Source organism: Tersicoccus mangrovi (assembly GCF_036881825.1).
Taxonomy (GTDB): domain Bacteria; phylum Actinomycetota; class Actinomycetes; order Actinomycetales; family Micrococcaceae; genus Tersicoccus; species Tersicoccus mangrovi.
In genome coordinates this window covers 21858-46097 of the sequence record NZ_JBAJMW010000011.1, presented here as the reverse complement: position 1 = coordinate 46097, position 24240 = coordinate 21858, and the positions used below count along the sequence as shown (strand labels likewise).

General features: G+C 72.4%; 26 protein-coding genes, 1 tRNA gene and 1 pseudogene. 17 read left to right on the top strand and 11 right to left on the bottom strand.

The genetic code is table 11. From position 1 onward, the window contains the following. Nucleotides 1-32 precede the first annotated feature (32 nt). From V6N00_RS16685 to V6N00_RS16660, 6 genes are all read right to left on the bottom strand, one after another. Nucleotides 33-106, bottom strand: a tRNA-Ile gene (locus V6N00_RS16685). Between the two features lie 47 nt (nt 107-153). Further along, nucleotides 154-1350, bottom strand: coding sequence for a glycosyltransferase (locus V6N00_RS16680; RefSeq protein ID WP_334234154.1), 1197 nt, complete (start codon nt 1348-1350; stop codon nt 154-156). Nucleotides 1351-1499: 149 nt separating this feature from the next. After that, nucleotides 1500-2429, bottom strand: a complete 930-nt coding sequence (locus tag V6N00_RS16675) for a DMT family transporter (protein ID WP_334234152.1) — start codon at nt 2427-2429, stop codon at nt 1500-1502. Next, complete coding sequence (locus V6N00_RS16670) at nt 2419-3036, bottom strand: CDP-alcohol phosphatidyltransferase family protein (RefSeq protein WP_334234150.1); 618 nt, start codon at nt 3034-3036, stop codon at nt 2419-2421. Before V6N00_RS16670 ends, V6N00_RS16675 begins: the two co-directional genes overlap by 11 nt. 51 nt (nt 3037-3087) lie before the next feature. After that, nucleotides 3088-3954, bottom strand: a complete 867-nt coding sequence (locus V6N00_RS16665) for a phage holin family protein (protein ID WP_334234148.1) — start codon at nt 3952-3954, stop codon at nt 3088-3090. A gap of 178 nt (nt 3955-4132) precedes the next feature. Beyond that, nucleotides 4133-5788 carry an SDR family oxidoreductase gene (locus tag V6N00_RS16660; RefSeq protein WP_334234145.1) on the bottom strand — a complete coding sequence of 552 codons (1656 nt, stop codon included), beginning with the start codon at nt 5786-5788 and terminating at the stop codon, nt 4133-4135. Nucleotides 5789-5912: 124 nt separating this feature from the next. Here V6N00_RS16660 and V6N00_RS16655 point away from each other — a divergent pair, with 124 nt between their 5' ends. The 9 genes from V6N00_RS16655 (at nt 5913) to V6N00_RS16615 (ending at nt 14007) form a co-directional block, all read left to right on the top strand. After that, complete coding sequence (locus V6N00_RS16655) at nt 5913-7388, top strand: glutamate-cysteine ligase family protein (RefSeq protein WP_334234143.1); 1476 nt, start codon at nt 5913-5915, stop codon at nt 7386-7388. A gap of 16 nt (nt 7389-7404) precedes the next feature. Beyond that, the gene (locus V6N00_RS16650; RefSeq protein WP_334234142.1) at nt 7405-8157 is read left to right on the top strand and encodes a ZIP family metal transporter; all 753 of its coding nucleotides are present in this window, start codon (nt 7405-7407) and stop codon (nt 8155-8157) included. Between the two features lie 161 nt (nt 8158-8318). Continuing rightward, complete coding sequence (locus V6N00_RS16645) at nt 8319-8702, top strand: hypothetical protein (RefSeq protein WP_334234140.1); 384 nt, start codon at nt 8319-8321, stop codon at nt 8700-8702. Between the two features lie 183 nt (nt 8703-8885). Continuing rightward, nucleotides 8886-9584, top strand: coding sequence for an alpha/beta fold hydrolase (locus V6N00_RS16640; RefSeq protein WP_334234138.1), 699 nt, complete (start codon nt 8886-8888; stop codon nt 9582-9584). A gap of 89 nt (nt 9585-9673) precedes the next feature. Continuing rightward, nucleotides 9674-10414, top strand: a complete 741-nt coding sequence (locus tag V6N00_RS16635; protein ID WP_334234135.1) for a helix-turn-helix transcriptional regulator — start codon at nt 9674-9676, stop codon at nt 10412-10414. Nucleotides 10415-10691: 277 nt separating this feature from the next. Continuing rightward, complete coding sequence (locus V6N00_RS16630; protein ID WP_334234133.1) at nt 10692-11213, top strand: hypothetical protein; 522 nt, start codon at nt 10692-10694, stop codon at nt 11211-11213. Nucleotides 11214-11239: 26 nt separating this feature from the next. Continuing rightward, complete coding sequence (locus V6N00_RS16625) at nt 11240-11716, top strand: hypothetical protein (protein ID WP_334234131.1); 477 nt, start codon at nt 11240-11242, stop codon at nt 11714-11716. 195 nt (nt 11717-11911) lie between these two features. Then, complete coding sequence (locus V6N00_RS16620) at nt 11912-12712, top strand: trimeric intracellular cation channel family protein (protein ID WP_334234129.1); 801 nt, start codon at nt 11912-11914, stop codon at nt 12710-12712. Further along, a complete protein-coding gene (locus V6N00_RS16615; RefSeq protein ID WP_334234127.1) occupies nt 12709-14007 on the top strand; it encodes an amidohydrolase in 1299 nt (432 codons plus the stop codon). The genes V6N00_RS16620 and V6N00_RS16615 overlap by 4 nt, the downstream gene beginning before the upstream one ends. Before the next feature lie 93 nt (nt 14008-14100). Here the strand turns inward: V6N00_RS16615 and V6N00_RS16610 are convergent, their stop codons facing one another. Then, complete coding sequence (locus V6N00_RS16610; protein WP_334234125.1) at nt 14101-15009, bottom strand: SDR family oxidoreductase; 909 nt, start codon at nt 15007-15009, stop codon at nt 14101-14103. A gap of 95 nt (nt 15010-15104) precedes the next feature. Here V6N00_RS16610 and V6N00_RS16605 point away from each other — a divergent pair, with 95 nt between their 5' ends. From V6N00_RS16605 to V6N00_RS16590, 4 genes and pseudogenes are all read left to right on the top strand, one after another. After that, a complete protein-coding gene (locus V6N00_RS16605; protein WP_334234123.1) occupies nt 15105-15671 on the top strand; it encodes a TetR family transcriptional regulator in 567 nt (188 codons plus the stop codon). A gap of 184 nt (nt 15672-15855) precedes the next feature. Beyond that, the gene (locus tag V6N00_RS16600; RefSeq protein ID WP_334234121.1) at nt 15856-16233 is read left to right on the top strand and encodes a DUF2316 family protein; all 378 of its coding nucleotides are present in this window, start codon (nt 15856-15858) and stop codon (nt 16231-16233) included. Further along, a pseudogene (locus tag V6N00_RS16595) lies at nt 16230-16853 on the top strand (aldo/keto reductase); the annotation flags it as partial. The gene V6N00_RS16600 and the pseudogene V6N00_RS16595, both read left to right, overlap by 4 nt. A 94-nt stretch (nt 16854-16947) precedes the next feature. Continuing rightward, nucleotides 16948-17145, top strand: a complete 198-nt coding sequence (locus V6N00_RS16590; protein WP_334234119.1) for an aldo/keto reductase — start codon at nt 16948-16950, stop codon at nt 17143-17145. Nucleotides 17146-17221: 76 nt separating this feature from the next. Here V6N00_RS16590 and V6N00_RS16585 read toward each other — a convergent pair whose 3' ends face one another. Then, nucleotides 17222-17605, bottom strand: a complete 384-nt coding sequence (locus V6N00_RS16585) for a DUF1801 domain-containing protein (protein ID WP_334234117.1) — start codon at nt 17603-17605, stop codon at nt 17222-17224. Between the two features lie 134 nt (nt 17606-17739). Between V6N00_RS16585 and V6N00_RS16580 the strand changes: the two genes are divergently transcribed. Next, nucleotides 17740-18945 carry an MFS transporter gene (locus tag V6N00_RS16580; RefSeq protein WP_334234116.1) on the top strand — a complete coding sequence of 402 codons (1206 nt, stop codon included), beginning with the start codon at nt 17740-17742 and terminating at the stop codon, nt 18943-18945. 79 nt (nt 18946-19024) lie between these two features. On the opposite strand, the gene V6N00_RS16575 is transcribed toward V6N00_RS16580, so the two are convergent. Then, a complete protein-coding gene (locus V6N00_RS16575; protein ID WP_334234115.1) occupies nt 19025-19561 on the bottom strand; it encodes a rhodanese-like domain-containing protein in 537 nt (178 codons plus the stop codon). After that, nucleotides 19543-20463: an aldo/keto reductase gene (locus V6N00_RS16570; protein WP_334234114.1), complete on the bottom strand. Its 921-nt coding sequence runs from the start codon at nt 20461-20463 to the stop codon at nt 19543-19545. Before V6N00_RS16570 ends, V6N00_RS16575 begins: the two co-directional genes overlap by 19 nt. Before the next feature lie 244 nt (nt 20464-20707). Here V6N00_RS16570 and V6N00_RS16565 point away from each other — a divergent pair, with 244 nt between their 5' ends. The 3 genes from V6N00_RS16565 to V6N00_RS16555 all read left to right on the top strand — a co-directional run bounded on the left by V6N00_RS16565 (nt 20708) and on the right by V6N00_RS16555 (nt 23516). After that, a complete protein-coding gene (locus V6N00_RS16565; protein ID WP_334234112.1) occupies nt 20708-21556 on the top strand; it encodes a 3-hydroxyacyl-CoA dehydrogenase in 849 nt (282 codons plus the stop codon). 1 nt (nt 21557) lies between these two features. Next, nucleotides 21558-22400 carry an alpha/beta fold hydrolase gene (locus V6N00_RS16560; RefSeq protein ID WP_334234111.1) on the top strand — a complete coding sequence of 281 codons (843 nt, stop codon included), beginning with the start codon at nt 21558-21560 and terminating at the stop codon, nt 22398-22400. 90 nt (nt 22401-22490) lie between these two features. Then, on the top strand, nt 22491-23516 hold the full coding sequence (locus tag V6N00_RS16555) for a YeiH family protein (RefSeq protein ID WP_334234109.1): 1026 nt from the start codon (nt 22491-22493) through the stop codon (nt 23514-23516). Here V6N00_RS16555 and V6N00_RS16550 read toward each other — a convergent pair. After that, nucleotides 23500-23835 (bottom strand): hypothetical protein, encoded by a 336-nt coding sequence (locus V6N00_RS16550; RefSeq protein WP_334234108.1) that lies wholly within the window; start codon nt 23833-23835, stop codon nt 23500-23502. The genes V6N00_RS16555 and V6N00_RS16550 overlap by 17 nt on opposite strands. Between the last annotated feature and the right edge of the window lie 405 nt (nt 23836-24240).

Genomic DNA, 24240 nt, shown 5'->3' with positions numbered 1-24240 from the left:
CGGGAGCCCGGCGGCCACGGCCGCATGGAGGGTAGGGCCGGTGGGGCTTGAACCCACGACCAAAGGATTATGAGTCCTCTGCTCTGACCAGCTGAGCTACGGCCCCTCGGGTGCCCGGCCACGGAGGCCGGGCGCAACCATCGTAGAGCCGCCTCAGATGGTCAGGTCGGCGTAGTCCGCGCCGCGGTAGAGCGATTCGAACGTGTCCAGCGTGACCCCGAGATCGTGCTTGTTGACCATCTCGCGGCTCGTCTTGCCCAGCGCGAGGCGCTCCTGCTCCGGCAGCTCGAGGATGCGGCGCAGCTTGTCGGCCAGGTCGGTGCTGTCGTTGGGCCGGAAGAGCCAGCCGTTGCGGCCCTCGTCCACCAGGTGCGGCAGCGCCATCGCGTCGGCGAGCACGACGGGCTTGGAGGCGCTCATCGCCTCGAGGGTCACGAGCGACTGGAGCTCCGCCGTGCCCGGCTGGCAGAAGACCGTGGCCCGCAGGTACGCGCGGCGCAGTTCCTCGTCGGAGGCCAGGCCGAGGAACCGGACGCGGTCGCCCAGGCCGACCTCGTCGACCTTCGCCTCGAGGGCGGGCCGCACCTCGCCGTCACCGACGATCTCGAGCCGCGTGCCGAGCTCCGCGGGCAGCTTCGCGACGGCCTCGATCAGGACGTCGACGTGCTTCTCCTGGGCGAGACGGCCGACGAACAGCACGGTGGGGTGCTCGGGCACCTCCAGCTCCTCGCCCGCCAGCTGCTCGTACTTCGCGGCGTCGATGCCGTTGGAGACCGGCAGCACCTGGCGCAGGAACGCGTGGTCGTGCATCGCCTTGGCGGCCAGCGGCGTCGGCGTCGTCACGACGGCGGCCTGGCCCATCACCTTGCCCATGTCGCGCCACGAGTTCTTCGCGACGATGTTGAGGAACCAGCGCGGGAACGGCAGGAACGGGTCGAGGTTCTCGGGCATGAAGTGATTGGTCGCGACCAGCCGGATGCCCATCTTCGCGGCCGTGTCCGCGAAGGCCTTGCCGATCATGTAGTGGCACTGCACGTGCACGACGTCGGGCCGCTCCTCCTCGAGGATGCGGCGCACCTCCCCGTTGATCTCCCACGGCAGGCACAGCCGGTAGTACGGGTGGGTGGGCGCCTTGTGCGAGCGGAGGCGGTGGACGACGACGCCGTCCTCGACCCGGGAGTAGCTCGGTCCCGCGTCGTTGCGGGCGGCGACGGCGTGGACCTCGTGACCGCGGGCCAGCATGCCCTGCGCGAGACGCTGGCAGAAGCGGGCGGCACCGTTCATGTCCGGCGGATAGGTGTCCGCCGCGATGAGGATCTTGAGCGGGCCGGCGCTGGGCGTCGAGGTCACGGGAGAGGGCTCCTGGGGATGTCACGGTCATGACGCGGGCTCGTTCCCGCAGTCCCCCGCGACGGTATCAGAGGGCCCCGGCTCATCACCGTCGGACGCGCCCCGGCGCCGTCAGGCCGCGCAGATGCAGGGGACGGAGACCAGCGGGATCAGTCGCCCGCGCGCTCGGTGGCCGCGTTCTTCGCGTGCCGCTTCTCGGCCTTCCTGCTGATCACGTCGGGGTGGTAACGCGAGAGCATGACGACGCCGACGACGGCGGAGGCCGCCGCGATCATCATGCCGATCACGACGGGGGCCGGCGGGTTCGCCCGCGCCTCCCCCAGGATCGCGATGCCGATGGCGATGCCGACCATGGGGTCGATCACGGTCAGCCCCGCGATCACCAGGTCCGGCGGCCCGTGCGAGTAGGCGCTCTGGACGAACCAGATGCCGAGGCCGCCGGCCGCGGCGATCGCGATGTAGATGTACACCGGCACGGCGAGGAGGTTCACCCCTCCCCCGGCGAACAGGTGCGTGAACAGCAACCGGGAGAGCACGGCGACGAAGCCGAAGAGCACACCGGCACCGACGATGTAGATGAACGCGTTGAGCCGCCCGCGGAACCCGGCGGCGAGGGAACCGAAGATCAGCAGGACCACGGCCAGCAGCAGGCACGTCGTCAGTTCCTGCGCCGGTGTGCCCTCGTGGGCCTGGTTCGTGATCAGCAGCGCCATCAGCACGAAGAGGGTGCTGCCGAACATGCACAGGACGATCGAGAAGACGGTGACCCGGTTGAGCTTGAGGTTCTGCTCGCGGGCGTTGACCACGGTGGTGATCACCAGGGCGATGGCGCCGAGGGGCTGGACGATCATCAGCGGGGCGTTGGCGAGGGCGGCGATGTTCAGGGCCATCCCGAGCCCCATCAGCAGCGTGCCGAACACCCAGCGCGGGTTGGCCAGCAGCCGGAGGGCACCGCGTCCGTGCAGCGAGAGGCCGCCCGTCTGGGCCGCCACCGCGCTGCCCTGCCGCTGGCTGCCGTAGGCGAGGCAGACGGCGGAGGCGAGGGCGCAGGCGATCGCGACGAGGTATTCAGGCCGCACGGTCCACGATCCGTCGGCTCTGGAACTTGCGGATCATCGACCACAGGTAGCCCGCGGACGCGAGCACGTGGCAGACGCAGCCGATGGCGAGCAGCACCAGCGCGACCGTGGTCACGGGCGTGTCCCGGAAGACCGCCAGGTGGCCGAGCAGCAGGAGCGGCGCGCCGACCAGCAGGATCGCGGTCCGGGCCTTGCCCATCAGGCTGACCGGCAGGTCGGGGTGGTTGCGGAAGAGCGCCAGCGAGACGACGAGCAGCACCGCGTCCGGAATGAGGATCGCGAGGATCAGCCACAAGGGTGCGATGCCCGAGGCGACGAAGGCGATCGCGACGATGATGAGCGCCAGCCGGTCGGCCAGGGGGTCGAGGATCATGCCGATCCGGGAGACCTGCCCCAGCCGGCGGGCGACGAACCCGTCGACCCAGTCGGTGCTGCCGAGCACGGCGAGGACGACGAGGGCCCAGCCGAAGTGCTGCCGCACCATGAGGACGAAGAAGACGGGGACGAGCAGGAACCGGACGAGGGTGATGACGTTCGGCACCGTCCAGAACCGGTCCACCACCCGCGCCCGCCCGTGAGCGGGGGCACCGGCGTTGATCAGCCGCATGTTCCCTCCGGCACGATCGTCACGCCCCGTGGCGGGCGCAGGGTGGACGGGTCAGAGCTTCTTGGTCAGCTTGCGGACGAAGACGGCGAAGGCGCCGCTCGAGACCGCGAACACGCTCAGCGGGACCCACCGGTCGCGCAGCGTCTCGGCCGGCTGCCCTGCCGTACGGGGGGCGCCGGACGGGTTGGTGACCGAGGTGTGGGCCGTGCCGCCGACGGAGCCGGAGCTGGCGTGCAGGCGGGTGGCCACGTCGTCCGAGAAGGACTCGGCGCGAGCGACCGCGCGGCCGCTGAACGCCGACCACTGACTCTTGACGTCGACCTTGCGGCCCAGGTCGTCGCGCAGATTCGCCAGGTGCGCGCGCCGCTGACCGGTGCGGGTCTTCAGCTGGGACTCGGACGCCGGCGGGTTGGCGGCCTTCTCCTGCTGCTTGGCCTGCTTCTTCCGCTCGTCCTCGGCCTGCTGTTCCGGGGTCTTCCGCGCGTCCAGCGTGCGCTCGTCGAAGCTGCGGCCTTCCTTGAGGACGCCGATGTCGTACTTGAGTCCGCGGATGGCCTGCTCGGGCTTGAGCGGCATCGCCTTCTTCAGCCGGGACAGGCCGATCAGGGCGGCGATCAGGAGGATGACGAGGAAGACCGCGCCCACCACGAGGGCGGACAGCCAGATGCCCCAGTTGAACCAGTTCGAGACGCCCGAGACGAGGGCGATGAGGAGCATGATCACGAGGAACGCGAGGAACACCAGCCCGACGACGAAGAACGCGGCGGCGATGCCGACCTGGATGCCCTTCTTCTTCATCTCCAGCAGGGCGAGGTTCACCTCGTCCGCCAGCTGTTTGGGCACGAGGCGGGACAGGACCGTCGTCATGCCGCCCAGTGATCGGGAATTACCGGTGCGGGTGGTGGTCTGGTGACTCATCGCTACTGCTCCATCCGTTCGTCCTGACCCTGGATCAAGGTCAAAAGTATCATCGGCGCAGGGCGACTCCGGGCGTACCCCATCCCCCATCGTCCCCGGTCACCGCCGACGCGGCCGTCGGCCGCCCCTGGACCGGGCCGGCCGGGGTCCGAGGGATCCGGGCGGGCGGCCGCGGTCGTCAGACCCGGGACGGGGTGTTCGCGGCCACGTCGGCGGTCGCTTTCGGCTGGTCGTCCCCGCGGCGGGAGGCCGCTTCGGACTGCTGCAGCCGGGCCGCGGCGTCGCCGATGTTGCGGCTCATCGAGGGGAAGATGACACCGTGGAACGGGAGGATCGCCAGCCAGTAGAGGCGCCCGCTCAGGCCCTTCGGGAAGAAGATGGCGCGCTGGTGGTAGGTGCTGCCGCCCTCGTGATCGGCGCCGGCGGAGTCCCCGGACTCCTCCGCGTCGGGCCGGACCTCGAGTTCGAGCCACGCCTTGCCCGAGACCTTCATCTCGGCGCGCAGCCGCAGCAGCCGGCCGCGCTCGATGTGCTCGACCCGCCACCAGTCGACGGCCTCCCCGGTGTGCAGGGTCTGCGGATCGCGACGGCCGCGGGAGAGCCCGACGCCGCCGCTGAACTTGTCCATCCATCCGCGCACGGCCCAGGCGAGCGGCAGCGAGTACCACCCGTTCTTCCCACCGATGCCCTCGATGATCCGCCACACGTACTCGGGCTCGGCGTCGCAGTGGTGGGTGCGCTCGTCCACGTACACCTTGTGGCCGGCCCAGTCCGGGTCCGACGGCAGCGGGTCGGCGTCGTGCGCGGACGCGCTGGCCCCGGCCCACGTCGTCTCCACCTCGTTCTGCCGCATGCGCAGCAGCGCCAGCTCGACGGCGCGGCGGTACCCGGTCAGCCCGTCCGGGGGCTGCGGGATGTAGTCGTCGATGTCGTGCTCGGCGCTGACCGCGTCGTGCTGCAGGGACTGCACGAGCGGGAACGCCATCGACATGGGGATCGGCGTCACCATCCCCACCCACCAGCCGGCCAGCCGCGGGGCGGGCAGCGGCAGCGCGAGGATGACGCGGCGGGGCAGCCCCGCGGCGGTCGCGTACCCGTTCATCATGGCGGCGTAGGTGAGCACCTCGCGGGAGCCGATGTCGAAGGTCCGGTTCAGGCCCTCGGGCAGGTCGAGCGCGTGCAGCAGGTAGTGCAGGACGTCGCGGACGGCGATCGGCTCGATCCGGTTCCGCACCCAGGACGGCGCGGGCATGACGGGCAGTTCCTCGGCGAGGTGGCGGACCATCTCGAACGAGGCGGACCCGGAGCCGATGATGACGCCGGCCTGGAAGACGATGGCGTCGGTGGGCCCGTCGAGCAGCACCGTGCCGACGGCGGCCCGCGAGCGCATGTGGGCGGACAGCTCGACGTTGCTCGGGTGCAGACCGCCGAGGTAGATGACCCGCTTGACGCCGGCCGCGGCGCAGGATCGGGCCATGATGCCCGCCATCGCGGCCTCGGTGCGTTCGAAGTCCTTGCCGGAGGACATGGAGTGGACGAGGAAGTAGACGGAGTCGACGCCGTCGCACGCGCGCTCGGTGTCGCGCTGGTCGGAGAGATCGCCCTGGACGATCTCCACCTGGTCGTGCCACGGCACGTCGAGCAGCTTGTCCGGTGTGCGGACCAGCACCCGGACCCGGTGGCCGGCCGCCAGCAGCCGGGCCACGAGGCGACCGCCGATGTAACCGGTGGCACCCGTGACGAGGACGTGGTGCTGGCGGTCGGAGGATGTGTCCTGCCCGGTCTGGTCGTCGCCCGTGAGCTCGGCCTGCCGGGTATCGCTGAGGCGCTCCATGGCCCAACCCTACGCGGTCCTCTCGATCATGGAGAGGTCTCGACTCGATCATGGAGAGTCTCGACGAGGCACCTCCCCCGGCCCGACTAGGCAACCCGTTCGCCGCTGTGGTTGGGTTCATCCCATGGGTGACGACGTCTCCTCCGCGACCTACAGCCGGCAGCAGCGCACCCGGTACCGGCGTCGCCTGATGGAGAGCCTCGAGACATTCGACCGGTATCTGTCGGGCGCGACGTTCGAGGACACCGGGTCGATCGGGCTCGAGGTGGAGCTCAACCTCGTCGACGCCACCTTCCGGCCGAGCCTGCGAAACGCCAGCGTCCTGGACCGGATCGCCGACCCGACGTTCCAGACGGAGATCGGCGCCTACAACATCGAGATGAACTACCCGGTGACGAGCATCGCCGGCCGCGGCCTCGCCGCCATGGAGGACGGCCTGCGCAGCCGCCTGAACCACGCCGAGCAGCGGGCCGCGGAGGCGAAGGCCGGCATCGTCATGGTCGGGATCCTGCCCACCATCACCGAGCAGCTGCTGACGGACCCCGACTGGATGAGCCCGGAGAAGCGCTACGAGGCGCTGAACCACTCGATCCTCGCGGCCCGCGGTGAGGACGTGCAGCTGGACATCCAGGGCGAGGACGACCTGCAGCTGTACACGGAGACCGTCTCCCCCGAGGCCGCGTGCACGAGCGTGCAGCTGCACGTGCAGGTCTCCCCGTCCGGCTTCGCCTCCGCGTGGAACGCGTCGCAGGTGCTCGCCGGCCCGCAGGTCGCGCTCGCCGCGAACTCGCCGCACTTCCTGGGCCGCCGGCTGTGGCACGAGACCCGCGTCGTCCTGTTCCACCAGGCGATCGACTCGCGGCCGCCCGAGATGCGGGCCCAGGGCGTGCGTCCGCGCGTGTGGTTCGGCGAACGGTGGATCACCTCGATCTTCGACCTGTTCGAGGAGAATGTGCGCTGGTTCCCGGCGCTGCTGCCCGAACTGCGGGAGGACCGCGGCCTGCCGCCGGACGATCCGGGCAAGCCGCCGCGCCTGCACGAGCTGCGCCTGCACAACGGGACCGTGTACCGGTGGAACCGGCCCATCTACGACCCGGGCGGGGACGAGGCGCACCTGCGGGTGGAGAACCGGCTGCTGCCGGCCGGCCCCACCGTCGCGGACATCGTGGCCAACGCCGCCTTCTACTACGGCGTCGTGCACGTGATGCGGCACTCCGACCGGCCGCTGTGGTCGCGGATGGCGTTCTCCACCGCCCGCGAGAACTTCGAGCAGTGCGCCAAGTACGGCCTCGACGCGCAGGTGTACTGGCCGGGCGTCGGCGACGTCCCGGTCGACGAGCTGATCGTGCGGCAGCTGCTGCCGATGGCCGAGACCGGACTGCACCAGCTCGGCGTCGACCCGGACCTCGTCACCCACTACCTCGGCATCCTGCGCGACCGGGCCAGGAGCGGCCAGAACGGCGCCCGCTGGCAGCTCGACACGTCCGCCGCGCTTCAGGCCGGCGGCATGGATCGCGACGAGGCGATGCGCGAGCTCGTTCGCCGCTACCAGGGCCACATGCACGACAACATCCCGGTGCACGCCTGGCCGGCGCCGTGACGGCGGGAGCACGCTGATGCTCGACGCCCTGCTGTGGGGAACGGTCGCCGCCTCCTCGCTGCTGATCGGCGCGGTGCTCGGCATCGTCCGGTCCTGGCCGAACCGGCTCGTCGGCGGGGTGCTCGCCTTCGGTGGTGGGGCGCTGATCGCCAGCGTCGCGTTCGAGCTCGCCGAGGAGGGCATCCAGCGCGGCGGTCCGTGGCCCGTCGGCATCGGGCTCGCGGCGGGCGCGCTGAGCTACTACCTCGCCAACCGCCTCGTCTCCGGCGGGAACCACCGCCTGCTCCCCCACCGGCGGCACCACGGCGTCTCCACCTCCCACGACGCCCGCCGTCAGGCCGGGGGCACCTCCCTGGCCGTCGGCGCCGTCCTCGACGGCATCCCCGAACAGCTCGTCCTCGGCATCGGGCTGGCTGGGGGCGCGGGCGTGAGCGCCTCGCTGCTGGTCGCGATCTTCGTCTCCAACCTGCCCGAGTCGATCGGGTCGTCCAGCGACATGCTGTCCTCCGGCTCCTCCCGGCGCCGGGTGGCCGGGCTGTGGGTCGCCGTCACCGTCGTCTGCCTCGCGTCCACCGTGCTGGGCTACCTCATCGCCGACCTCGCCACGGGCGGCCTGCGCGGCTTCATCGACGGCTTCGCCGCGGGCGCGCTGCTCGTGATGCTGGTCGACTCGCTCATCCCCGAGGCGCAGCAGAAGGCCGGTAACACCGCCGGCCTGGTGACCGTGCTCGGTTTCGCCCTCGCCACCTTCCTCTCCCTCGTCGCCTGAGGCGGCCGGCCCGGACGTCGTCGTGCGCTGATGACGCTGCCCTGCGCCGTCAGCGAAAAGCAAGCCGACTGATGGATCGCCCTGTCGTGCGGCTGGCCCAGCGGCTACCGTGGCGACCACCGGCACCATCGACCGGTACCGCCAACGATGAAGGGGTGGCCATGAGCGAGACCAACGATCCGGCGATCGAGGAAGAGAACGCCGCGGGCGGTTACGGCAGCCCGCAGCCCGAGGACGAGGTGGCCGGCGACAGCGTGTCGTCCAGTGACGCCGACGTCAGCGGCAGCACCGACGGCGACACCGGGAACGCCTCCTTGACGACCGACGCCACCGGCACGGCCGACCCGACCTCGGGCCGGTCCACGGCCGACGGCGCGGGCCCGGACGGTGCCGCCGACGCCTGGACGGACAGCACCGCGGACGTGTCCGCGGAGGACGGTGTCTCCGGTTCCTCCGTCGAGGGCGCCGACGGCGTCATCGACGACGAGACGACCGCGGACGACGACGCCTCCGGCTCGCCCCGCGCCTCCGATTCCGCCGACTGAACCACCGGCACTCGACCATCGGCCGACCGAACGACCGACCGGCTCGCGGGCATCGGATCGCGCAGCCATGGACGGCCCCGCCTCGTCACTGCACGGCGCGGGGCCGTCCCTGTGCACCGGAACGATCGAGCCGGCGGTACGTCCAGGACGAGAACTGTCCGTGGCGCACCCTAGGGTCGCAGCATGGACATCATCCTCGTTCCCGGTTTCTGGCTCGACGGCGACTCCTGGGCGCCGGTCCTCGGCCCGTTGCAGGCGGCCGGCCACCGCGTGCACCCGCTGACCCTGCCCGGCAAGGAGTCGGTCGACGCGGACCGTTCCGGCATCGGCCTGCAGGAGCACGTGGACGCGGTCGTCGCCCGCATCGACGCGCTCGAGGGCCCCGTCGTCCTCGTCGGCCACTCCGGCGGCGGCGCCATCATCCACGCCGCGACCGACGCCCGTCCGGACCGGGTCGCCCGCAGCGTCTATGTCGACAGCGGGCCGCTCGCAGAGGGCGGGGTGATCAACGACGAGATCCCGACCGACGGGCCCGACGCTCCCCTGCCGCCCTGGGAGTTCTTCGAGGACGAGGACCTGACCGATCTGACCGACGAGCTCCGGGCCGCGTTCCGCTCACGCGCCGTGCCCGAACCGGCGCGCGTGACGAGCGATCAGCAGCACCTGCACGACGAGCGGCGCTTCGACGTCCCGGTCACGGTCATCGCGTGCGAGTTCTCCGGCGACCAGATGCGCCAGTGGATCGCCGCGGGAAATCCGTTCGTCGCCGAGCTGGGGCGCGTCGCCGACGTCGACATCGTCGACCTGCCGACCGGCCACTGGCCGCAGCTGACCCGCCCGGACGACCTGGCGCAGGCCCTGGTCGCCGCCGTGGGGAGCTGACCCGGCGCTCACCCGGCCGATCCGCGGAGTGTCGCGCCGGGCCGGACATGCTCTTGGGTCGTGCGCCAGAACAGGGCAGCATGGCTGTCATGAGCGGTCCCACGCCCCTGAGCAACATCGCCCGCCAGCGTGTGCTCGACGCCGCGCTCGGCGTCCAGGAGTGCCGACACCGCGCGCTGTCCGCACTCGACGGCGAGGACACCGCCCCCGGGGTCCGCCTCGTGGCGCGCGGCGACCTGACGTCCTGGACGCTCGCCGCCTCGTCGACCTGGCGCCATCTGCTCTCGACCCGCTCGGCGGCGACGTCCGAGCAGCTGCTGCGCAGCCTGCCCAACAACCGCCGCCGGTGCGCTGCCGGCCTGACCATGATCAGCGTCTTCGACCACGAGAGCACCGACGCGGCGGCCCGCCGGCTGCTCGAGGCCGAACCGCCCGGCGCCTACTTCTACGCGTACGCCCCGGTGCAGATCAAGATCGTCGACCGCCGCTCCGTGCTGCTCCAGGGCCCCACCGAGGCGGGCACCGGCTCGCTGCTCGAGATCGCCGACGACCGCACCGTCACGGCCGCGTGGTCCTACTGGCGGGCGTTGATGGCCACCGCCGTGCCCTGCCGCGGCGTGGCGGACCCGCCGCGGCTGACGGACCGGCAGGTGCAGATCCTCGAACTCCTGCGCCTCGACGCCACCGACGACCGCATCAGCCGGCTGCTCGGCCTGTCGGTGCGGACGGTGCGCACGGACATCGGTGCCGCGATGGCGGCCCTCGGCGTCCGCTCGCGCTTCGCGGCCGGTTTCGCCTTCGCCATGGCCCAGGAACCGCGAGGCGCCTGAGGTCACCGGCGCCGGAACCACCCGGCGCTGCGCCCCGTGGCCGGCCACGGCACCTGCGGCCGGCTCCTGCCGCTCGACACGGACACCCGGCTCCTGCCGCTCTGCACCTGCGCTCGGCGGCTGCGCGCGGTGTCGGCACTCGTCGTGTTCGGTGCCCCGCGGTGACGCCTCACTGCAGCTTCCTGCAGCGCGCTGGCTCCCTCCTCCGGCTCCGCGCGATCCTCGACTCGTCATCATCGGCCGTCGTCGGGCGGCCCGGAGCCGGAGGAGGAGCACCGTGATCACCACCAGACTCGACCATCCACCCCGCCGGCGACGACGACTCCTCGGCACCAGCGCTGTCGCCGCCGTCATCGTCCTGCTCACCAGCCTGACCGTCGCCACCCCGGCGAGCGCCTCCGGGTTCGAGTGGGACACCGCCACCGGCCGCCACTGGGTCATGGGCAAGTACCTGTGCACCAACAACGGCGGTACCCCCACGGCCGTGGCCTGCTTCGAGGGCTCGGGCGACTACCTCGACATCGGGGACGTCGCCGCCGACCACCAGTCCGTCGGCGTGCAGTGGAAGACGGACTACGGCCGGTCCGGCATCTGCGTCAACTCCTCCGGCATCGACACGATGCTGGAGAGCGCGTCGCTGTGGCTCGGTAACCACTCCTGCAACAAGGACTTCCGGGAGCACCATCGCATCTGGATCCGTGCGGGGCGCTGCAACTTCTCCGCCGTGAACTGCCGCAACCTGGCGAACTGGACGTCCTGGTCCGGTTGGCTCTCCTACAACACGTCGGTCTCGCCGTGAACGGCGGGGTGCGGCGCGTCGGGACCATGATGCGCCGGGCAGGCGCCGTCGCCGCGACCGTCGTGGCCGTGGCGGGAACGATGCTCGCCGCCCCGGCCGCGGCGAACGCCGCCGACTTCGAGTTCGACTACGCCGTTGCGCAGAGCTGGCAGAACGGCAAGGCGTGGTGCGTGAACAACCCGGGCATCCCCACCGCCGTCGGCTGCTGGGAGTCGCGCGGTGACGTGCTGCAGGTGGGCGATCTCGCGGCGGACCACCGCTCGGTCGGCATGCAGTGGAAGACCGACTACGGCCGGGCGGGCATCTGCGTCAACACGCACGGCAAGGACGCCACCATCACGTACGCCATCAACCAGGGCAAGCACCTGTGCAACAAGAATATGGCGGAGGGCCACGACATCTGGGTCCGCGTGGGGCGGTGCGACTTCTCTGCGGTGAACTGCCGGAACCTGGCGAACTGGACGTCCTGGTCGGGGTGGGTCCGCTACCGGACAAGCTACTGACGTCGCCGTCGGCCGAGGGCGCCTTCCGGGGGGAACGGACGCTCTCGGCCGACGGCCATGTCCGTCGCCGGCCGGCTGGTGTGCATCGCCTCACCGTTCCCGCAGGTGGTCCCTGGGCCGGGATGGTGATGCCGACGTCGTTCATCCTCAGCCGCCCGATCTTTCCGCGGTCTAGGGTGGTGTGCGGGAGGACTCATGACGCCGGACGCCACCGTGGACCAGGCCGTGCGGATCGTCGATCTGGCCGGCGTTCTCGCCAATGCGGTCCTCGGAGGGATCGCGGCGCGCACGGCCCGGCTCGACGTCGTCGGCTTCGTCGTCCTCGCGATCCTCTCGGGGCTCGGTGGGGGCATGATCCGCGATGCGCTCCTGCAGGCGGGCCCCGTGGCCGCGCTGGCCGATCCGCTCTACCTGATCATGGCGCTCATCGGCGCCGCGATCGCCTTCGTCATCCCCTTCCGCGGCCGCCTGCCGCTCCTCGTTCTCGCCCTGCTCGACGCCCTGTCGCTGGGATGCTGGGCGAACGTCGGCACCCAGAAGGCGCTCGACCTCGGGCTGACCGTCGTCCCCGCCCTGCTGATGGGCGCGCTCACCGCCGTCGGCGGTGGCACCGTGCGCGACGTCATGCTCAACAAGACGCCCGGCATCTTCGGCGGCAACACCCTCAGCGCCACCAGTGCCCTGCTGGCCAGCCTCGTCACCGCCGCCCTCTACGCGCTCGGCCTCCCCTGGGTGGGCTCGGTCGCGGCGATCGTCTCGGCGACGGTCCTGTCCCTGCTGGCGCGGCACTTCGGCTGGGGCCTGCCGACCGAGATCCACCCCCGCCGGCAGGCTCGGCAGGCCTCGGCGTGGCTGCGCGGTTGGTGGAGCGGCGTGGGCCATCGAGGCGCTCGTTCCCGCGACGGGTCCGACGACGACGCGACCAGTCAGGCTCACGCTCCCGGGGAGGACCCCGGACCGTCCACCGATGACCGACCGAAGGAGCAATCGACATGAGCGCGTCCGAGCAGAACAGCAGCGGAGGCACCGGCGACGCCGTCGCCACCGTCCTGGCCGGTCAGGACGACATCCGCGACTGGCTGCACGACCTCTACAGGTCCGTCCACGAGCACCCGGAGCTGAGCAACCAGGAGGTGCGGACCGCCGAGCGGGCGGCCCGCGAACTGAAGGACTTCGGCTACGAGGTCACGGAGAAGATCGGCACGACCGGCGTCGTCGGCGTCCTCGCCAACGGGGACGGCCCCACGGTGCTGATGCGCGCCGACATGGACGCCCTGCCGGTGAAGGAGGACACGGGACTGGACTACGCCAGCACGGTGACGGCGCAGGACGCGGACGGTGCCACCGTGCCCGTCGCCCACGCGTGCGGGCACGACGTGCACGTCGCCTGCCTCCTGGCCGCCGCGCGGCTGCTCGCCGAGGCGAAGGATGCCTGGAGCGGCACCTTCGTCGCCCTGTTCCAGCCCGCCGAGGAGGACGCGACCGGGGCGCGCGAGATGGTGGACGACAAGCTGGCCGACATCATCCCGAAGCCGGACGTCGCATTCGCCCAGCACGTGCTCGCGTTCCCGTCCGGCAAGGTCAGCCCGCACGCCGGGCCGTTCCTCTCCAGCGCGGACAGCATGCGGATCACCGTGCACGGGCGCGGGGCGCACGGGTCGATGCCGCAGTTGTCGGTGGATCCCGTGGTCATGGCCTCCGCGATCGTCATGCGCCTGCAGACCATCGTCGCCCGCGAGGTGGCGCCGAACGACTTCGCCGTCGTGACCATCGGGCGCATCAGCGGCGGGAGCAAGAGCAACATCATCGCCGACTCGGCGGTGCTCGAGCTGAACATCCGCACCTTCGACACCGGGGTCAGCGAGCACGTCATCGACGCCGTCAAGCGGATCGCCACCGCCGAGGCGCAGGCGTCCGGAGCCCCCAGAACCCCGGACTTCGAGCTCTACGACCACTACCCGCTCACGGACAACGACGCCGACACCACGGCCCGGCTGACGGACGCGTTCACCGCCCACTTCGGCGACGACGTCGACGACAACGGCCGCCAGTCGGCGAGCGAGGACTTCAGCGACATCCCCACCGCCCTCGGCGTGCCCTACAGCTACTGGGGCATCGGCGGCGTCGACCCGGACACGTATACGGAGGCGGAGAAGAGGGGCACGGTCAACTCCGACATCCCGGCCAACCACTCACCGCAGTTCGCCCCGGTGATCGAGCCGACGCTCTCGACCGGCACCGCGACCATCGTCGTCGCCGCCCTCGCCTGGTTCGCCGGCTCCGGGAGCTGAGCCACCGCCAGCTCGCCACGAGACGTTCGATCCGGGCCGGATCGGGCCCGAATGGAACACCTATCGACGAGCTGGCGTGGAGGGGCAGCTGGGTCAGGCGCCGGCGCCGGCGTGGGCGTACGCGCCGGCCACGATGTCCTCGAGCAGGGTGGGGCCCGTCGGATTCCAGCCGAGCATCTCCCGCGTCCGGTCGCTCGTCGCGCTCATGTCGAGGGCGAAGAAGCGCCCGATGAAGCCGAAGTGGTCCTCGGCGTCGTCCGGGTCGACCGCGACCACGGGCAGGTCGAACGCCTGGCCGATCGCCTCGGCGATGTCCCGGGTGCGGACCGCCGTCTCGGCCGCCGCGTGCAGGCGCGCCCCGGCCGGCGCCTGCTCGAGCCCGAGCCGGACCAGCCGGGCGGCGTCGGACCGGTGCACCGCGGCCCACGCGTTCGACCCGTCCCCGACGTAACCGGAGACGCCCCGTCGACGGGCCGCCGCGACGATCAGGGCGATGAACCCGTGGTCGCCCGTCCCGTGGACCGTGGGGGCGAAGCGAGCGGCGATCGACCGGACGCCGTGCTCGACGTGGTCGAGTGCCAGGTTCTCGGTGCCCCCGCGCGGGGACTCGGGCCCGACGGCGGGCGACGCATCCTCCTCGGTGCCGGGGCGACCCTGGGCGAGCATCGCGAGACCCGAGGCCAGCACGAAGGGGCGGTCCGACCCGTCGAGCACGCCCAGGAGGGTCTCGACCGCCGCGCGCTCGGCCCGGTCCGAGACGCCCGGGTGAACCCAGTCGTGCTTGTTGGCCAGATGGACGACACCCTCGGCGGCCTCGGCGCCGCGGCGCAGGCCGTCGAGATCGTCGAGATCCCCGCGCAGCACCTGCGCCCCCTTCTGCTCGAGCGCGGCGGCCGAGGCGTCGCTGCGGGCCAGGCCCGTGACCTCGTGCCCGGCGGCGAGCAGCTCGTCGACGCTCGCGGATCCGATCCACCCACTGGCACCGGTGACGAAGACCTTCATGATGACTCCCTGCTGGGTCGGACCGTCCCTGATGACAGTCACTGCCATCACCGTACCGCTGATGTCAGCCCCTGTCATCCCCCTAGGATGGAGGCATGGCCCGATGGGAGACCGGTACGCGCGAGCGGCTGCAGGCGGCAGCACTCGAGCGCTTCGCCGAGCACGGCTTCGACCGCACGACGGTCGCCGAGATCGCGACGACCGCCGGCCTGACCGAGCGCACCTTCTTCCGCTACTTCGCCGACAAACGCGAGGTGCTCTTCGACGGGCAGGACCACTTCGAGCAGGCCTTCCTCGACGGTCTCGACGGCGCACCGACGGCGGAGCCGATGGCTCTCGTCCGGGCCTCCCTGACCGGAGCCGCCGCGTTCTTCCCGGACGAACGGCGGCCGTGGGCCCGGACCCGGCAGGCCGTGATCTCAAGCCACCCGGGCCTGCAGGAGCGCGAACTGCTCAAGCTCTCGGGGCTGGCCGTGACGCTGACCGGAGCACTGCGCGACCGGGGGATGGACGCCGTCACGTCCGCCCTCGCGGCCGAGAGCACGATGACGGTCTTCCGTACGACGTTCGCGGCGTGGATCGAGGACGGGCAGACCCGGTCCTTCACCGAGCTGCAGGATGCGGTCCTCGACCGGCTGCACACGCTCGTCGCGCCGGCCTGAGTTCCAACCCCGAGCTGTGGCCTGGAAAGCCGTCAGTCGTCGACCGACAGGGCCGCCAGGATGCGCTCGAGGTCCGCTCTGTCCCGCGCGCTCAGGCGACCGACGAAGTGGTGGTCGACGGCCGCGCGGAGCGGGGGCTGCGCGGCGTCGAACGCCCTCGTGCCCGTGTCCCGGAGGTGGACCCATGTCCCTGAATGCCGCACAACGTGCCCTCACCCGTGCCGAGCTCGCGGAGAACCTGGCCCGGAGCGGCCGGACCGGCGAACAGGTGGCCGCCGAGCTCGGCCTCGGCGCCGAGCAGCTGGACGCCGCCCTGCGCCTGGACCGCAGTGCATCACCGCTGGACGTGTGGGCGCTGCGCGACCACCTCACCGCGGCGGTGCCCGCGGCCGGAGCGGCCCTGCTGCCCTGGTCGGTGCTGACGGACGACGCCCGCGCGATGGCGACCGCCTGGTTCCCGCTGCCCGCGGCTCCCGCGGTCGCGCCGTCCGCGCCGTCTGCGCCGTCTGCGGCTTCCGCGCTGTCTGCACCGTCCGCTACGAGCGTCGGAGGGCGGCGATGACCGCGACCACGCCGCACCCCGGTGGCCTTGCCACCCTGGCCGGGCACCCGGTCGCCCGCATCGGCTACGGCCTCGGCAGCCTTGCCCGCGCGGCGGGCACGGCTGAGGGCCACGGCAACGCCGTCGCCGTCCTGCGCCGCGTCGTCGAGCTCGGCATCACCCATCTGGACACGGCCCAGTTCTACGGCGACGGACTCGCCAATCGGCTGCTGCACGAGGTGCTCGGCGACGTGCGAGCCACGCTGACCCTCGCCACAAAGGCCGGCGCACGCCCCGTCACCGGCGGCCCCGTGCCCATGACGGCCGCGCAGAAGCCCGCCGAGCTGCGCGCCGCCGTCGAGGAGAACCTGGCGACGCTGGGCACCGACCACCTCGACGTCGTCAACCTGCGGCGGATGGACCAGCGCCCCGGCCTGCTCGCGGAGGGCGACCAGGTCGTACCGCTCGACGATCAGCTCGCCGAGATGGTCGCCATGCGGGACGAGGGCCTGATCGGCGGGATCGGCCTGAGCCACGTCAGCGCGGACCAGCTGGCGCAGGCGCTGCCCGCCGGCATCGTGTGCGTGCAGAACCTGTACCACCTGCTCGACCGCGCCGACGAGGCGCTGCTGGCCACGTGCGTCGAGCACGGCATCGCCTGGATCCCGTACTTCCCGCTCGGCGGCAGCTTCAGCGGCTCCCCGCGGGTGACCGAGCAACCCCGTCGTCACGGACGTGGCCACCCGGCTCCGGATCACCCCGTCCCAGGTGGGGCTGGCCTGGCAGCTGGCGCACGCGCCGGTCACGATGGTGATCCCGGGGACGGCGTCCGTCGCCCACCTCGAGGAGAACACCGCCGTCTCGGCCGACCTGCTCGACGCCGAGGCGATGGCCGCGCTCGACGCGATCGGCACGAGCTCCGCGACCGCCTGACGGCCCTGTCAGGACGACCCTGTCAGGACGGCTCAGCAGGCAGACCCTGTCAGGACGGCCCAGTAGGACGATGCCGTCAGGACGCGGTGCCCCGCTTGGCCCGATTGCGGGCGATGGCGGCGCGCACGAGGTCCTGGAAGGCGGCCTCGTCGACGGTCTCGCCCTCGGCGAGTTCGACCGAGCGGCGCTGGTTGCCGCCGAGCTCGCCGTTGAACAGGCCGGCCGGGTCGTCCAGGGACGCGCCGTACATGAAGCCGAGCTTGACCTTGGTCTTGAAGATGTTCCCGATCACGAGGATGCCGTCGAGCTCCCAGACGGGCGCGCCCATCCACTTCCACTCCTCGACGATGCCGGGGTCGACGTCGCGGATGAGGGCACGCATCCGCGCGAGCGTCTCTCCACGCCAGTCGGGGGTCTGCTCGATCAGCGCATCGATCCGCTCGCTCGGCGTCGCGTCCATCCTCGGCTCTCCTCCTCATCGCCGGCACGGTGTGCGGCAGGCTGCGGTCAGTCTAGGCGGCCGGTTGCGACCCACCGGACCGGCCCGCGACCGGCGGGCCGGCCGGTTCCTGCAGGCGTCCTAGACTTCGCACCATGAGCTCCGCCCGCCCCGCCCCGCCGTCCACCCGGGCGGTCGCGCCGCTCTACGCCGCCGGTTTCACGACGGCGTTCGGCGCCCACAGCGTGGCGGCGGGCCTGGGCGCCGAGGTGGGCGCCGCCCGCGGGGACATCGGTGCCGGATTGCTCGCGCTCGGCGTGTTCCTCGCGCTGTACGACCTCGCCGAGGTGGTCCTCAAACCGGTGTTCGGCTCGCTCGCCGACCGCATCGGACCCCGCCCGGTGATCGTGGTCGGCCTGCTGGGGTTCGCGGTCGCCTCGCTGGTGGGGATCGCCTCCGCGAATCTCGTGCTGCTCGCCGTCGCCCGGCTCGGTCAGGGCGCCGCCGCCTCGGCTTTCTCCCCCGCCTCCTCGGCTGCGGTCGCCCGACTCGCGGGTGCCCGCACCGGGCGCGCGTTCGGCCGGTACGGGTCCTGGAAGAGCCTCGGGTACGCGCTCGGACCGCTGATCGGCGCCGGTCTGATCCTCGCCGGCGGGCTGCCCCTGCTCTTCGGCGCCCTCGCGGTGATCGCGCTCGTCGCGGCCGGGTGGGCCGCTGTCGCCGTCCCGGCGATCGCTCCCCTGCGCCGGCCCCGGTACACGCTCGCGGATCTGGCCCGACAGCTGGTCGAGCGCTCGTTCCTCGGCCCCACGGCCGTCCTGGCGGCCTCCACCGGGTCGCTCGGCGCAGCTGTCGGATTCCTGCCCGCGATCGCCGCGGCCGCCGGCCTCGGGACCGTCGTGAGCCTCGGCGCGGTGACCGTCCTCGCGCTCGCGTCCGTGCTCGTCCAGCCCGGCGTCGGCCGGGCCCGGGACGCCGGTCGGATCGCGGACCGGCCGGCCATGGCCGGCGGCCTCGCCCTGGTCGCGGTCGGCATCGTGGCCGGTGCGCTCGGCGTCCTCGTCTCCGGCGTCGCGACCGGCGTCCTCGTGTACGTAGCCGCGGCCCTGATCGGCACCGGCATCGCGGTCACGACCCCGGTCGCCTTCGCCCACCTGGCCGATGCCACGCCGCCCGAGCGGATGGGCCGGACCATGGGTACCGCGGAACTGGGCCGGGAACTCGGCGACGCGGGTGGCCCGTTGCTCGTGGGCGCCGTCGCCGCCGGGGCCGGGATCGGCTGGGGGCTCGGCGCGCTCGCCGTCGTGGTCGGGGCGACGGCGACGGCCGCCCCGCGTTCACGCTCGGTCGCCGACTCCTGACCGGGGCGCCCACGTCGTCCTTCCTCAGGAGTCGCGCCCCGGCCTTCAGGCGCGGCGACTGCTCGAACCGGGCGCCGGCTCAGGCCCGGACGTCGGGCGGTTCGTGCGTCACGGGCAGGCCGGCCGCCTGCCACGCCTCGTAGCCGCCGATGACGTCGGTGGCCCGGCTCAGTCCGAGCTGTCGCAGGTTCCACGCCGCCAGCGACGAGGAGTATCCGTGCCGGCAGATCAGGATCCAGCGCGTGTCCCACGCCGTCGCTTCGGGGATGCGGTAGGCGAAGGTGGGGTCGAGCCGCCACGGCAGCACGGTCAGGTCGATGACGAGCGCCCCGGGCAGGTGCGCCGCGGCCGCGCGGTGCGTGCTGGTGCGCACGTCCACGAGGATCGCACCCCGCGCCTGCTCGGCCAGGGCCTCGGCGGGCGTGAGCCGGTCCAGGCCGGCGCGCGCCCGCGTGAGCAGGCCCATCGAACCCACGGGCGGCTCGCCTGTCGCCGGCAGGCCTGCCGCCGGTGGCGTCGCGGTCTCGCGTGCGTCGGCGTCCTCGGGCGCGGCGCGCTCGACCTCATGCCACGTGGCGCCGGCGTCGGCCGCCGGCGTCAGGTCGAGGCCGGCCATCCGCTGCCTCCGCGCTGCCACGCCCGGTCGATCGCGGCGAGCACGTCGGCCGGCAGCGGCCCGCGGGCGGCGGCGTCGAGGTTGCGCCGCAGGTGGTCCGCCTTCGCCGTGCCGGTGATGGCCGTCTGCACGCCCGGCGCGAACGCGGTGAAGCGCAGGGTGAGGTCGTTCCAGTCGAGTTCGCCGTCGACGGCGTCCGCGAGCGCGGTGTCGAGGCCGAGCTCGTGGAACCTCTCCCAGTACAGCTCGCCGTAGTGGCCCACGGGCCGCTCGTCGAAGCGCCAGGGTGCGTTGGCGATGGGGCGCTTGGCGATGACGCCGAGCCCGGCGTCGCGCGCGAGCGTGCTGACGACGTGGTGCAGGTTCCACTGGTCGACGATGTTGATGCTCGTCTCGATCGCCCCGAAGCGACCCGACTCCACCGCGTACACGAGGTGCTCGTTGTCCCCGCTGTAGCCGGCGATGCCGACCTTGCCGGCCGCGACGGCGTCGTCGAGCGCGTCCTGCAGATCGCCGTGGCGCAGCACGTCGACCGGGCAGGAGTGCAGGAAGAAGACGTCCAGCCGCTCGGACCGGGTCCGGCGCAGCGAACGGTCGATGCTCGCCGTCACGGCGCCGGGCGTCCAGTCGGCGTGCCCGTCGACGGCCTGGCCGCCCTTGGTGGTCAGCACGAACTCGTCCCGTCGCGCGGCCGCGTGGCGGCCGATCCGCTCCTCGCTCAGCCCGTAGGTCGCGGCCGTGTCGATCAGGGTGACACCGGAGTCCAGCGCGGTGCCGAGCACCCGCGCGGCCTCCTCCTCGGTGACGTCGTGCTCGCCGATCTGCCCGGCGCCGAGGCCGACGACGGACACCCGCAGCCCGGTCCGGCCGAAGTCCCGCTGCTCCATCGCGTCCCCGCTCACCGGATCGGCTTCGCGTGGTCGGGCTGCGAGGACGTGGCCCCGGTGACACCCGGGGATGTCTGCTGCTGGCCGGGTTGCTGACTCACGCTGCTCCTTCAGGACGACCGGTGCGGACCCGTCCACCCTAGGCGAGATCGGCGACCTTCGTCAGCGTGCTGATCAATCGGCGCGGCGATAGGTTGGGCTGTACGGCCGGTTCCCGTCCGGTCATCCAGGCTCAACCCGACCCAGCACAGGAGAGAACATGCAGAAGGTCACGGTCCTCGGTAGCGGCGTCCTCGGTTCGCAGATCGCGTTCCAGTCGGCGTATCACGGCAAGGACGTGGTGGTGCGCGATCTCGACGACGCGACGCTCGCCGCGCTGCCCCAGCGGTGGGCGTGGCTGGCGGAGCAGTACCGGCGGGACCTGCCGGACGCGACGGACGAGACGCTCGACGCCGCCATCGGGCGCATCCGTGCGACCAGCGACCTGGCCGACGCCGTCGGGGACGCCGACCTCGTCATCGAGGCCGTGCCCGAGGTGCTGGACATCAAGCGGCAGACCTGGGCCGCGGTCGGCGAGGTGGCGCCGGAGCGGACCATCTTCGCGACCAACTCCTCGACTCTGCTGCCGAGCGCCATCGCCGACGCCACCGGCCGGCCGGAGCGTTTCCTCGCCCTGCACTTCGCCAACAACATCTGGGTGCAGAACACCGCCGAGGTGATGGGCCACCCCGGCACCGACCGGGCGAGCTTCGACGCCGTCGCGGCGTTCGCGGCCGAGATCGGCATGGTCGTCATCCCGGTGCTCAAGGAACAGCCCGGCTATGTGCTCAACTCGCTGCTGGTGCCCTTCCTGACCGCCGCGTCGCAGCTGTACGTGCGCGGCGTCGCCGATGTCGAGACGATCGACACGACCTGGCGGAAGGCGACCGGCGCTCCGCTCGGGCCGTTCCAGATCTACGACGTCATCGGCATGCAGACCCCGTACAACCTGATGCGCACGAGCCCCGACCCGGATCTGCGGCAGTTCGCCGAGGTGCTCAAGCGGGACTACATCGACGCCGGCAAGCTCGGCCGGGCCACCGGTCACGGCTTCTACGACTACCGCTGACGTGGACGCCACACCGGCACGGCTCACCTCGTTCACCCGCGACGGGCTGACCTTCGACGTGACGGACGCGGGACCGCTCGACGGCGACGTTGTCGTCCTGCTGCACGGGTTTCCGCAGAAGGCCACGTCGTGGGCGGGCGTGAGTGCCCGGTTGGCCGAGCACAGCTACCGGACGGTGGCCCCAGACCAGCGTGGCTACTCCCCCGGCGCGCGCCCACGCGGCCGTCGCGCGTACCGGCTCGCCGAGCTGACCGCCGACGTCGTCGCGCTGATCGACCGGCTGGGCACGGGTCCCGTGCACCTGGTCGGGCACGACTGGGGCGCGAACGTCGGCTGGTCCGTGGCTGCGCATCACCCCGAGCGCGTGCGGACGTGGACCGCGGTGTCCGTGCCGCACCCGGTGGCGTTCTCGCGGGCGCTGCGGTCGGCCGACCAGGCTCGCCGTTCCTGGTACATGGCGTTCTTCCAGCTGCCCCGCGTCCCGGAGCTGGTGCTCTCCCGCACCGGTGACGGCGGCCCCGCGCTGCTCGCCGGAGCGGGGATGGATCACGCCGCGCTGGAGCGGTACCGGCACGAGATGGTCGACGGCGGGGCGCTGCCCGGCGGGCTCGGCTGGTACCGGGCACTGCCGTTCATCTCGGCGACGCCGCGCGTCACCGTGCCGACCACGTTCGTGTGGAGCACGGGCGACTCCGCGATCTCGCGACGCGCGGCGCAGGCGTGCGCCGGCTCGGTGAGCGGGCCTTACCGGTTCGTCGAGATCGGCGGGACGCACTGGGTCCCCGACCAGCAGCCGGACGCGGTCGTCGACGCCTTCCTGGCGGGGGTGGACGGTTCGAGGTGAGCCCGTCCGGCCGAACGGGCGGCCGGGCGGCCGGGCGGCCCGCCCGGCGCGGAGAACGGAGCCGGCATCCACGGCCCCTATGATGTTCGGGTGCCCGAACCCGAGACCTCATCCCGCGCCCAGCGCCTCGGGCGGATCCTCCCGGGCGTGACGCTCGCCGTCGCGATCGCCGTCGTCGCCTCCGTCATCGGCGCATTTGCGCCGATCGTGGGCGGTCCCGTGGCCGGCATCGTGCTCGGCGTGGTGTTCGGGTCGATCCGCCGACCGGGGCCGGTGCTGCAGCCGGGCGTCCGGTTCGCGAGCAGGTTCGTGCTGCAGCTCTCGGTCGTGCTGCTCGGCGCTCAGCTCTCCCTGGCCCAGGTGGCCCGGGTCGGGGTCGAGTCGTTGCCCGTCATGCTCGGCACCCTGGTCATCTGCCTGGTGGCGGCGTGGCTGATCGGCCGGGCCCTCGGCATCGTCGGGAATCTGCGGACCCTGATCGGGGTCGGCACGGGAATCTGTGGGGCGTCGGCGATCGCCGCCGTGACCCCGGTGATCGGTGCCGTCGGCGTCGAGGTCGCCTACGCCGTCTCGACGATCTTCCTGTTCAACGTCGCCGCCGTGATCGTCTTCCCGCTGATCGGGCATGCCCTCGGGATGAGTCAGGAGGCGTTCGGCCTGTTCGCCGGTACCGCGGTCAACGACACCTCGTCCGTCGTGGCCGCCGCCTCGACCTACGGCGCGCTCGCGGCCAACCACGCCGTCGTCGTCAAGCTCGTGCGCACGCTGATGATCATCCCGGTCTGCCTCGGCCTCGCCTGGGTCGTCGGACGGCGTGCGACGGCCGACGCGCCCGGCCGACGGGTCCGGGTGGTCCGACTCGTGCCGTGGTTCCTCGTCGGCTTCGTCGTGGTCGCGGCCGTCAACTCTCTCGGGCTCATCCCCGGCGGGGCGCATCCGGCGCTGCAGGCGGCCGCGGTGTTCCTCATCACGGTCGCGCTGTCGGCGATCGGCCTGTCCACCGACGTCGCGGCGTTCCGCGTCGCGGGACCACGCCCGCTCCTGCTCGGCGGTTCCCTGTGGGTGATCGTGTCGGCGGCGAGCCTCGGCCTCCAGGCGGTCACCGGCCTGGTGTGATGCTCCGCTGTGCCCGCTCGCGGACCCGGCGCCGGACGAGCCGCCACCGCACCGTCGCGAGGACCGCACCGACGAGGAGCACGACGGCGAAGACGAGGCGCACCCGGTGGTCAGACGGCTCGGCGGGCAGCAGGCCGGCACCGAGGAAGCCGGCGACGAGCAGGTCGTCGGCGATCGCCCAGCCGCCCGGCCACCACATGGAGCGGCTGGCCGTCGGCGGCGTCCGGCTCGTCGCCTCGCGCCGCGCCTGCCGTTCGTGACGCCGCTCGAGCTCGGCGCTCCGGTCGGTGAGCGCCGCACCGTAGGCGGCCGCGCTCACCGATGACGGGCCGTCGGACGGTGCGGGCCACGCCGGTCGGTGCGAGCCGCCCGTCCGGCGTCGTCGTCGCCAGCCCCGACGCGACGAGCCGGCCGAGGGACCGCTCGAACTGCTCGCCACTGAGGAAGGACCGGTCGTGAGCGTCCATCGAGCTGAGCACGGTCGAAAGCGTGGCGCCCCGTCGGCCCGAACCCATCGCCACGAGCAGCAGCGCATCAGCGAAGGACCAGCCGTCCGCGACCGGCGGCGACGGCAGGTGGTCGGCGGCCTTGGTCATCCCTCGTGTCTACCCGAGCCGGGCGAGCGGACCCGCCGCCGACACGCGTCCGGGTGGCTCGGGCGCCCCGCCCCGCGCGCCCGGCCCGCCGTGGATGGCAGCACACCGCACACCGAGAGTGCGGTAGA

Bases quoted from the DNA above. Each gene is read 5' to 3' on its own strand.
- V6N00_RS16670 (WP_334234150.1), bottom strand. From the start codon at position 3,036: ATGCGGCTGATCAACGCCGGTGCCCCCGCTCACGGGCGGGCGCGGGTG.
- V6N00_RS16665 (WP_334234148.1), bottom strand. From the start codon at position 3,954: ATGAGTCACCAGACCACCACCCGCACCGGTAATTCCCGATCACTGGGC.
- V6N00_RS16660 (WP_334234145.1), bottom strand. From the start codon at position 5,788: ATGGAGCGCCTCAGCGATACCCGGCAGGCCGAGCTCACGGGCGACGAC.
- V6N00_RS16655 (WP_334234143.1), top strand. From the start codon at position 5,913: ATGGGTGACGACGTCTCCTCCGCGACCTACAGCCGGCAGCAGCGCACC.
- V6N00_RS16650 (WP_334234142.1), top strand. From the start codon at position 7,405: ATGCTCGACGCCCTGCTGTGGGGAACGGTCGCCGCCTCCTCGCTGCTG.
- V6N00_RS16645 (WP_334234140.1), top strand. From the start codon at position 8,319: ATGAGCGAGACCAACGATCCGGCGATCGAGGAAGAGAACGCCGCGGGC.
- V6N00_RS16640 (WP_334234138.1), top strand. From the start codon at position 8,886: ATGGACATCATCCTCGTTCCCGGTTTCTGGCTCGACGGCGACTCCTGG.
- V6N00_RS16635 (WP_334234135.1), top strand. From the start codon at position 9,674: ATGAGCGGTCCCACGCCCCTGAGCAACATCGCCCGCCAGCGTGTGCTC.
- V6N00_RS16625 (WP_334234131.1), top strand. From the start codon at position 11,240: ATGATGCGCCGGGCAGGCGCCGTCGCCGCGACCGTCGTGGCCGTGGCG.
- V6N00_RS16620 (WP_334234129.1), top strand. From the start codon at position 11,912: ATGACGCCGGACGCCACCGTGGACCAGGCCGTGCGGATCGTCGATCTG.
- V6N00_RS16615 (WP_334234127.1), top strand. From the start codon at position 12,709: ATGAGCGCGTCCGAGCAGAACAGCAGCGGAGGCACCGGCGACGCCGTC.
- V6N00_RS16610 (WP_334234125.1), bottom strand. From the start codon at position 15,009: ATGAAGGTCTTCGTCACCGGTGCCAGTGGGTGGATCGGATCCGCGAGC.
- V6N00_RS16605 (WP_334234123.1), top strand. From the start codon at position 15,105: ATGGCCCGATGGGAGACCGGTACGCGCGAGCGGCTGCAGGCGGCAGCA.
- V6N00_RS16600 (WP_334234121.1), top strand. From the start codon at position 15,856: ATGTCCCTGAATGCCGCACAACGTGCCCTCACCCGTGCCGAGCTCGCG.
- V6N00_RS16585 (WP_334234117.1), bottom strand. From the start codon at position 17,605: ATGGACGCGACGCCGAGCGAGCGGATCGATGCGCTGATCGAGCAGACC.
- V6N00_RS16580 (WP_334234116.1), top strand. From the start codon at position 17,740: ATGAGCTCCGCCCGCCCCGCCCCGCCGTCCACCCGGGCGGTCGCGCCG.
- V6N00_RS16575 (WP_334234115.1), bottom strand. From the start codon at position 19,561: ATGGCCGGCCTCGACCTGACGCCGGCGGCCGACGCCGGCGCCACGTGG.
- V6N00_RS16565 (WP_334234112.1), top strand. From the start codon at position 20,708: ATGCAGAAGGTCACGGTCCTCGGTAGCGGCGTCCTCGGTTCGCAGATC.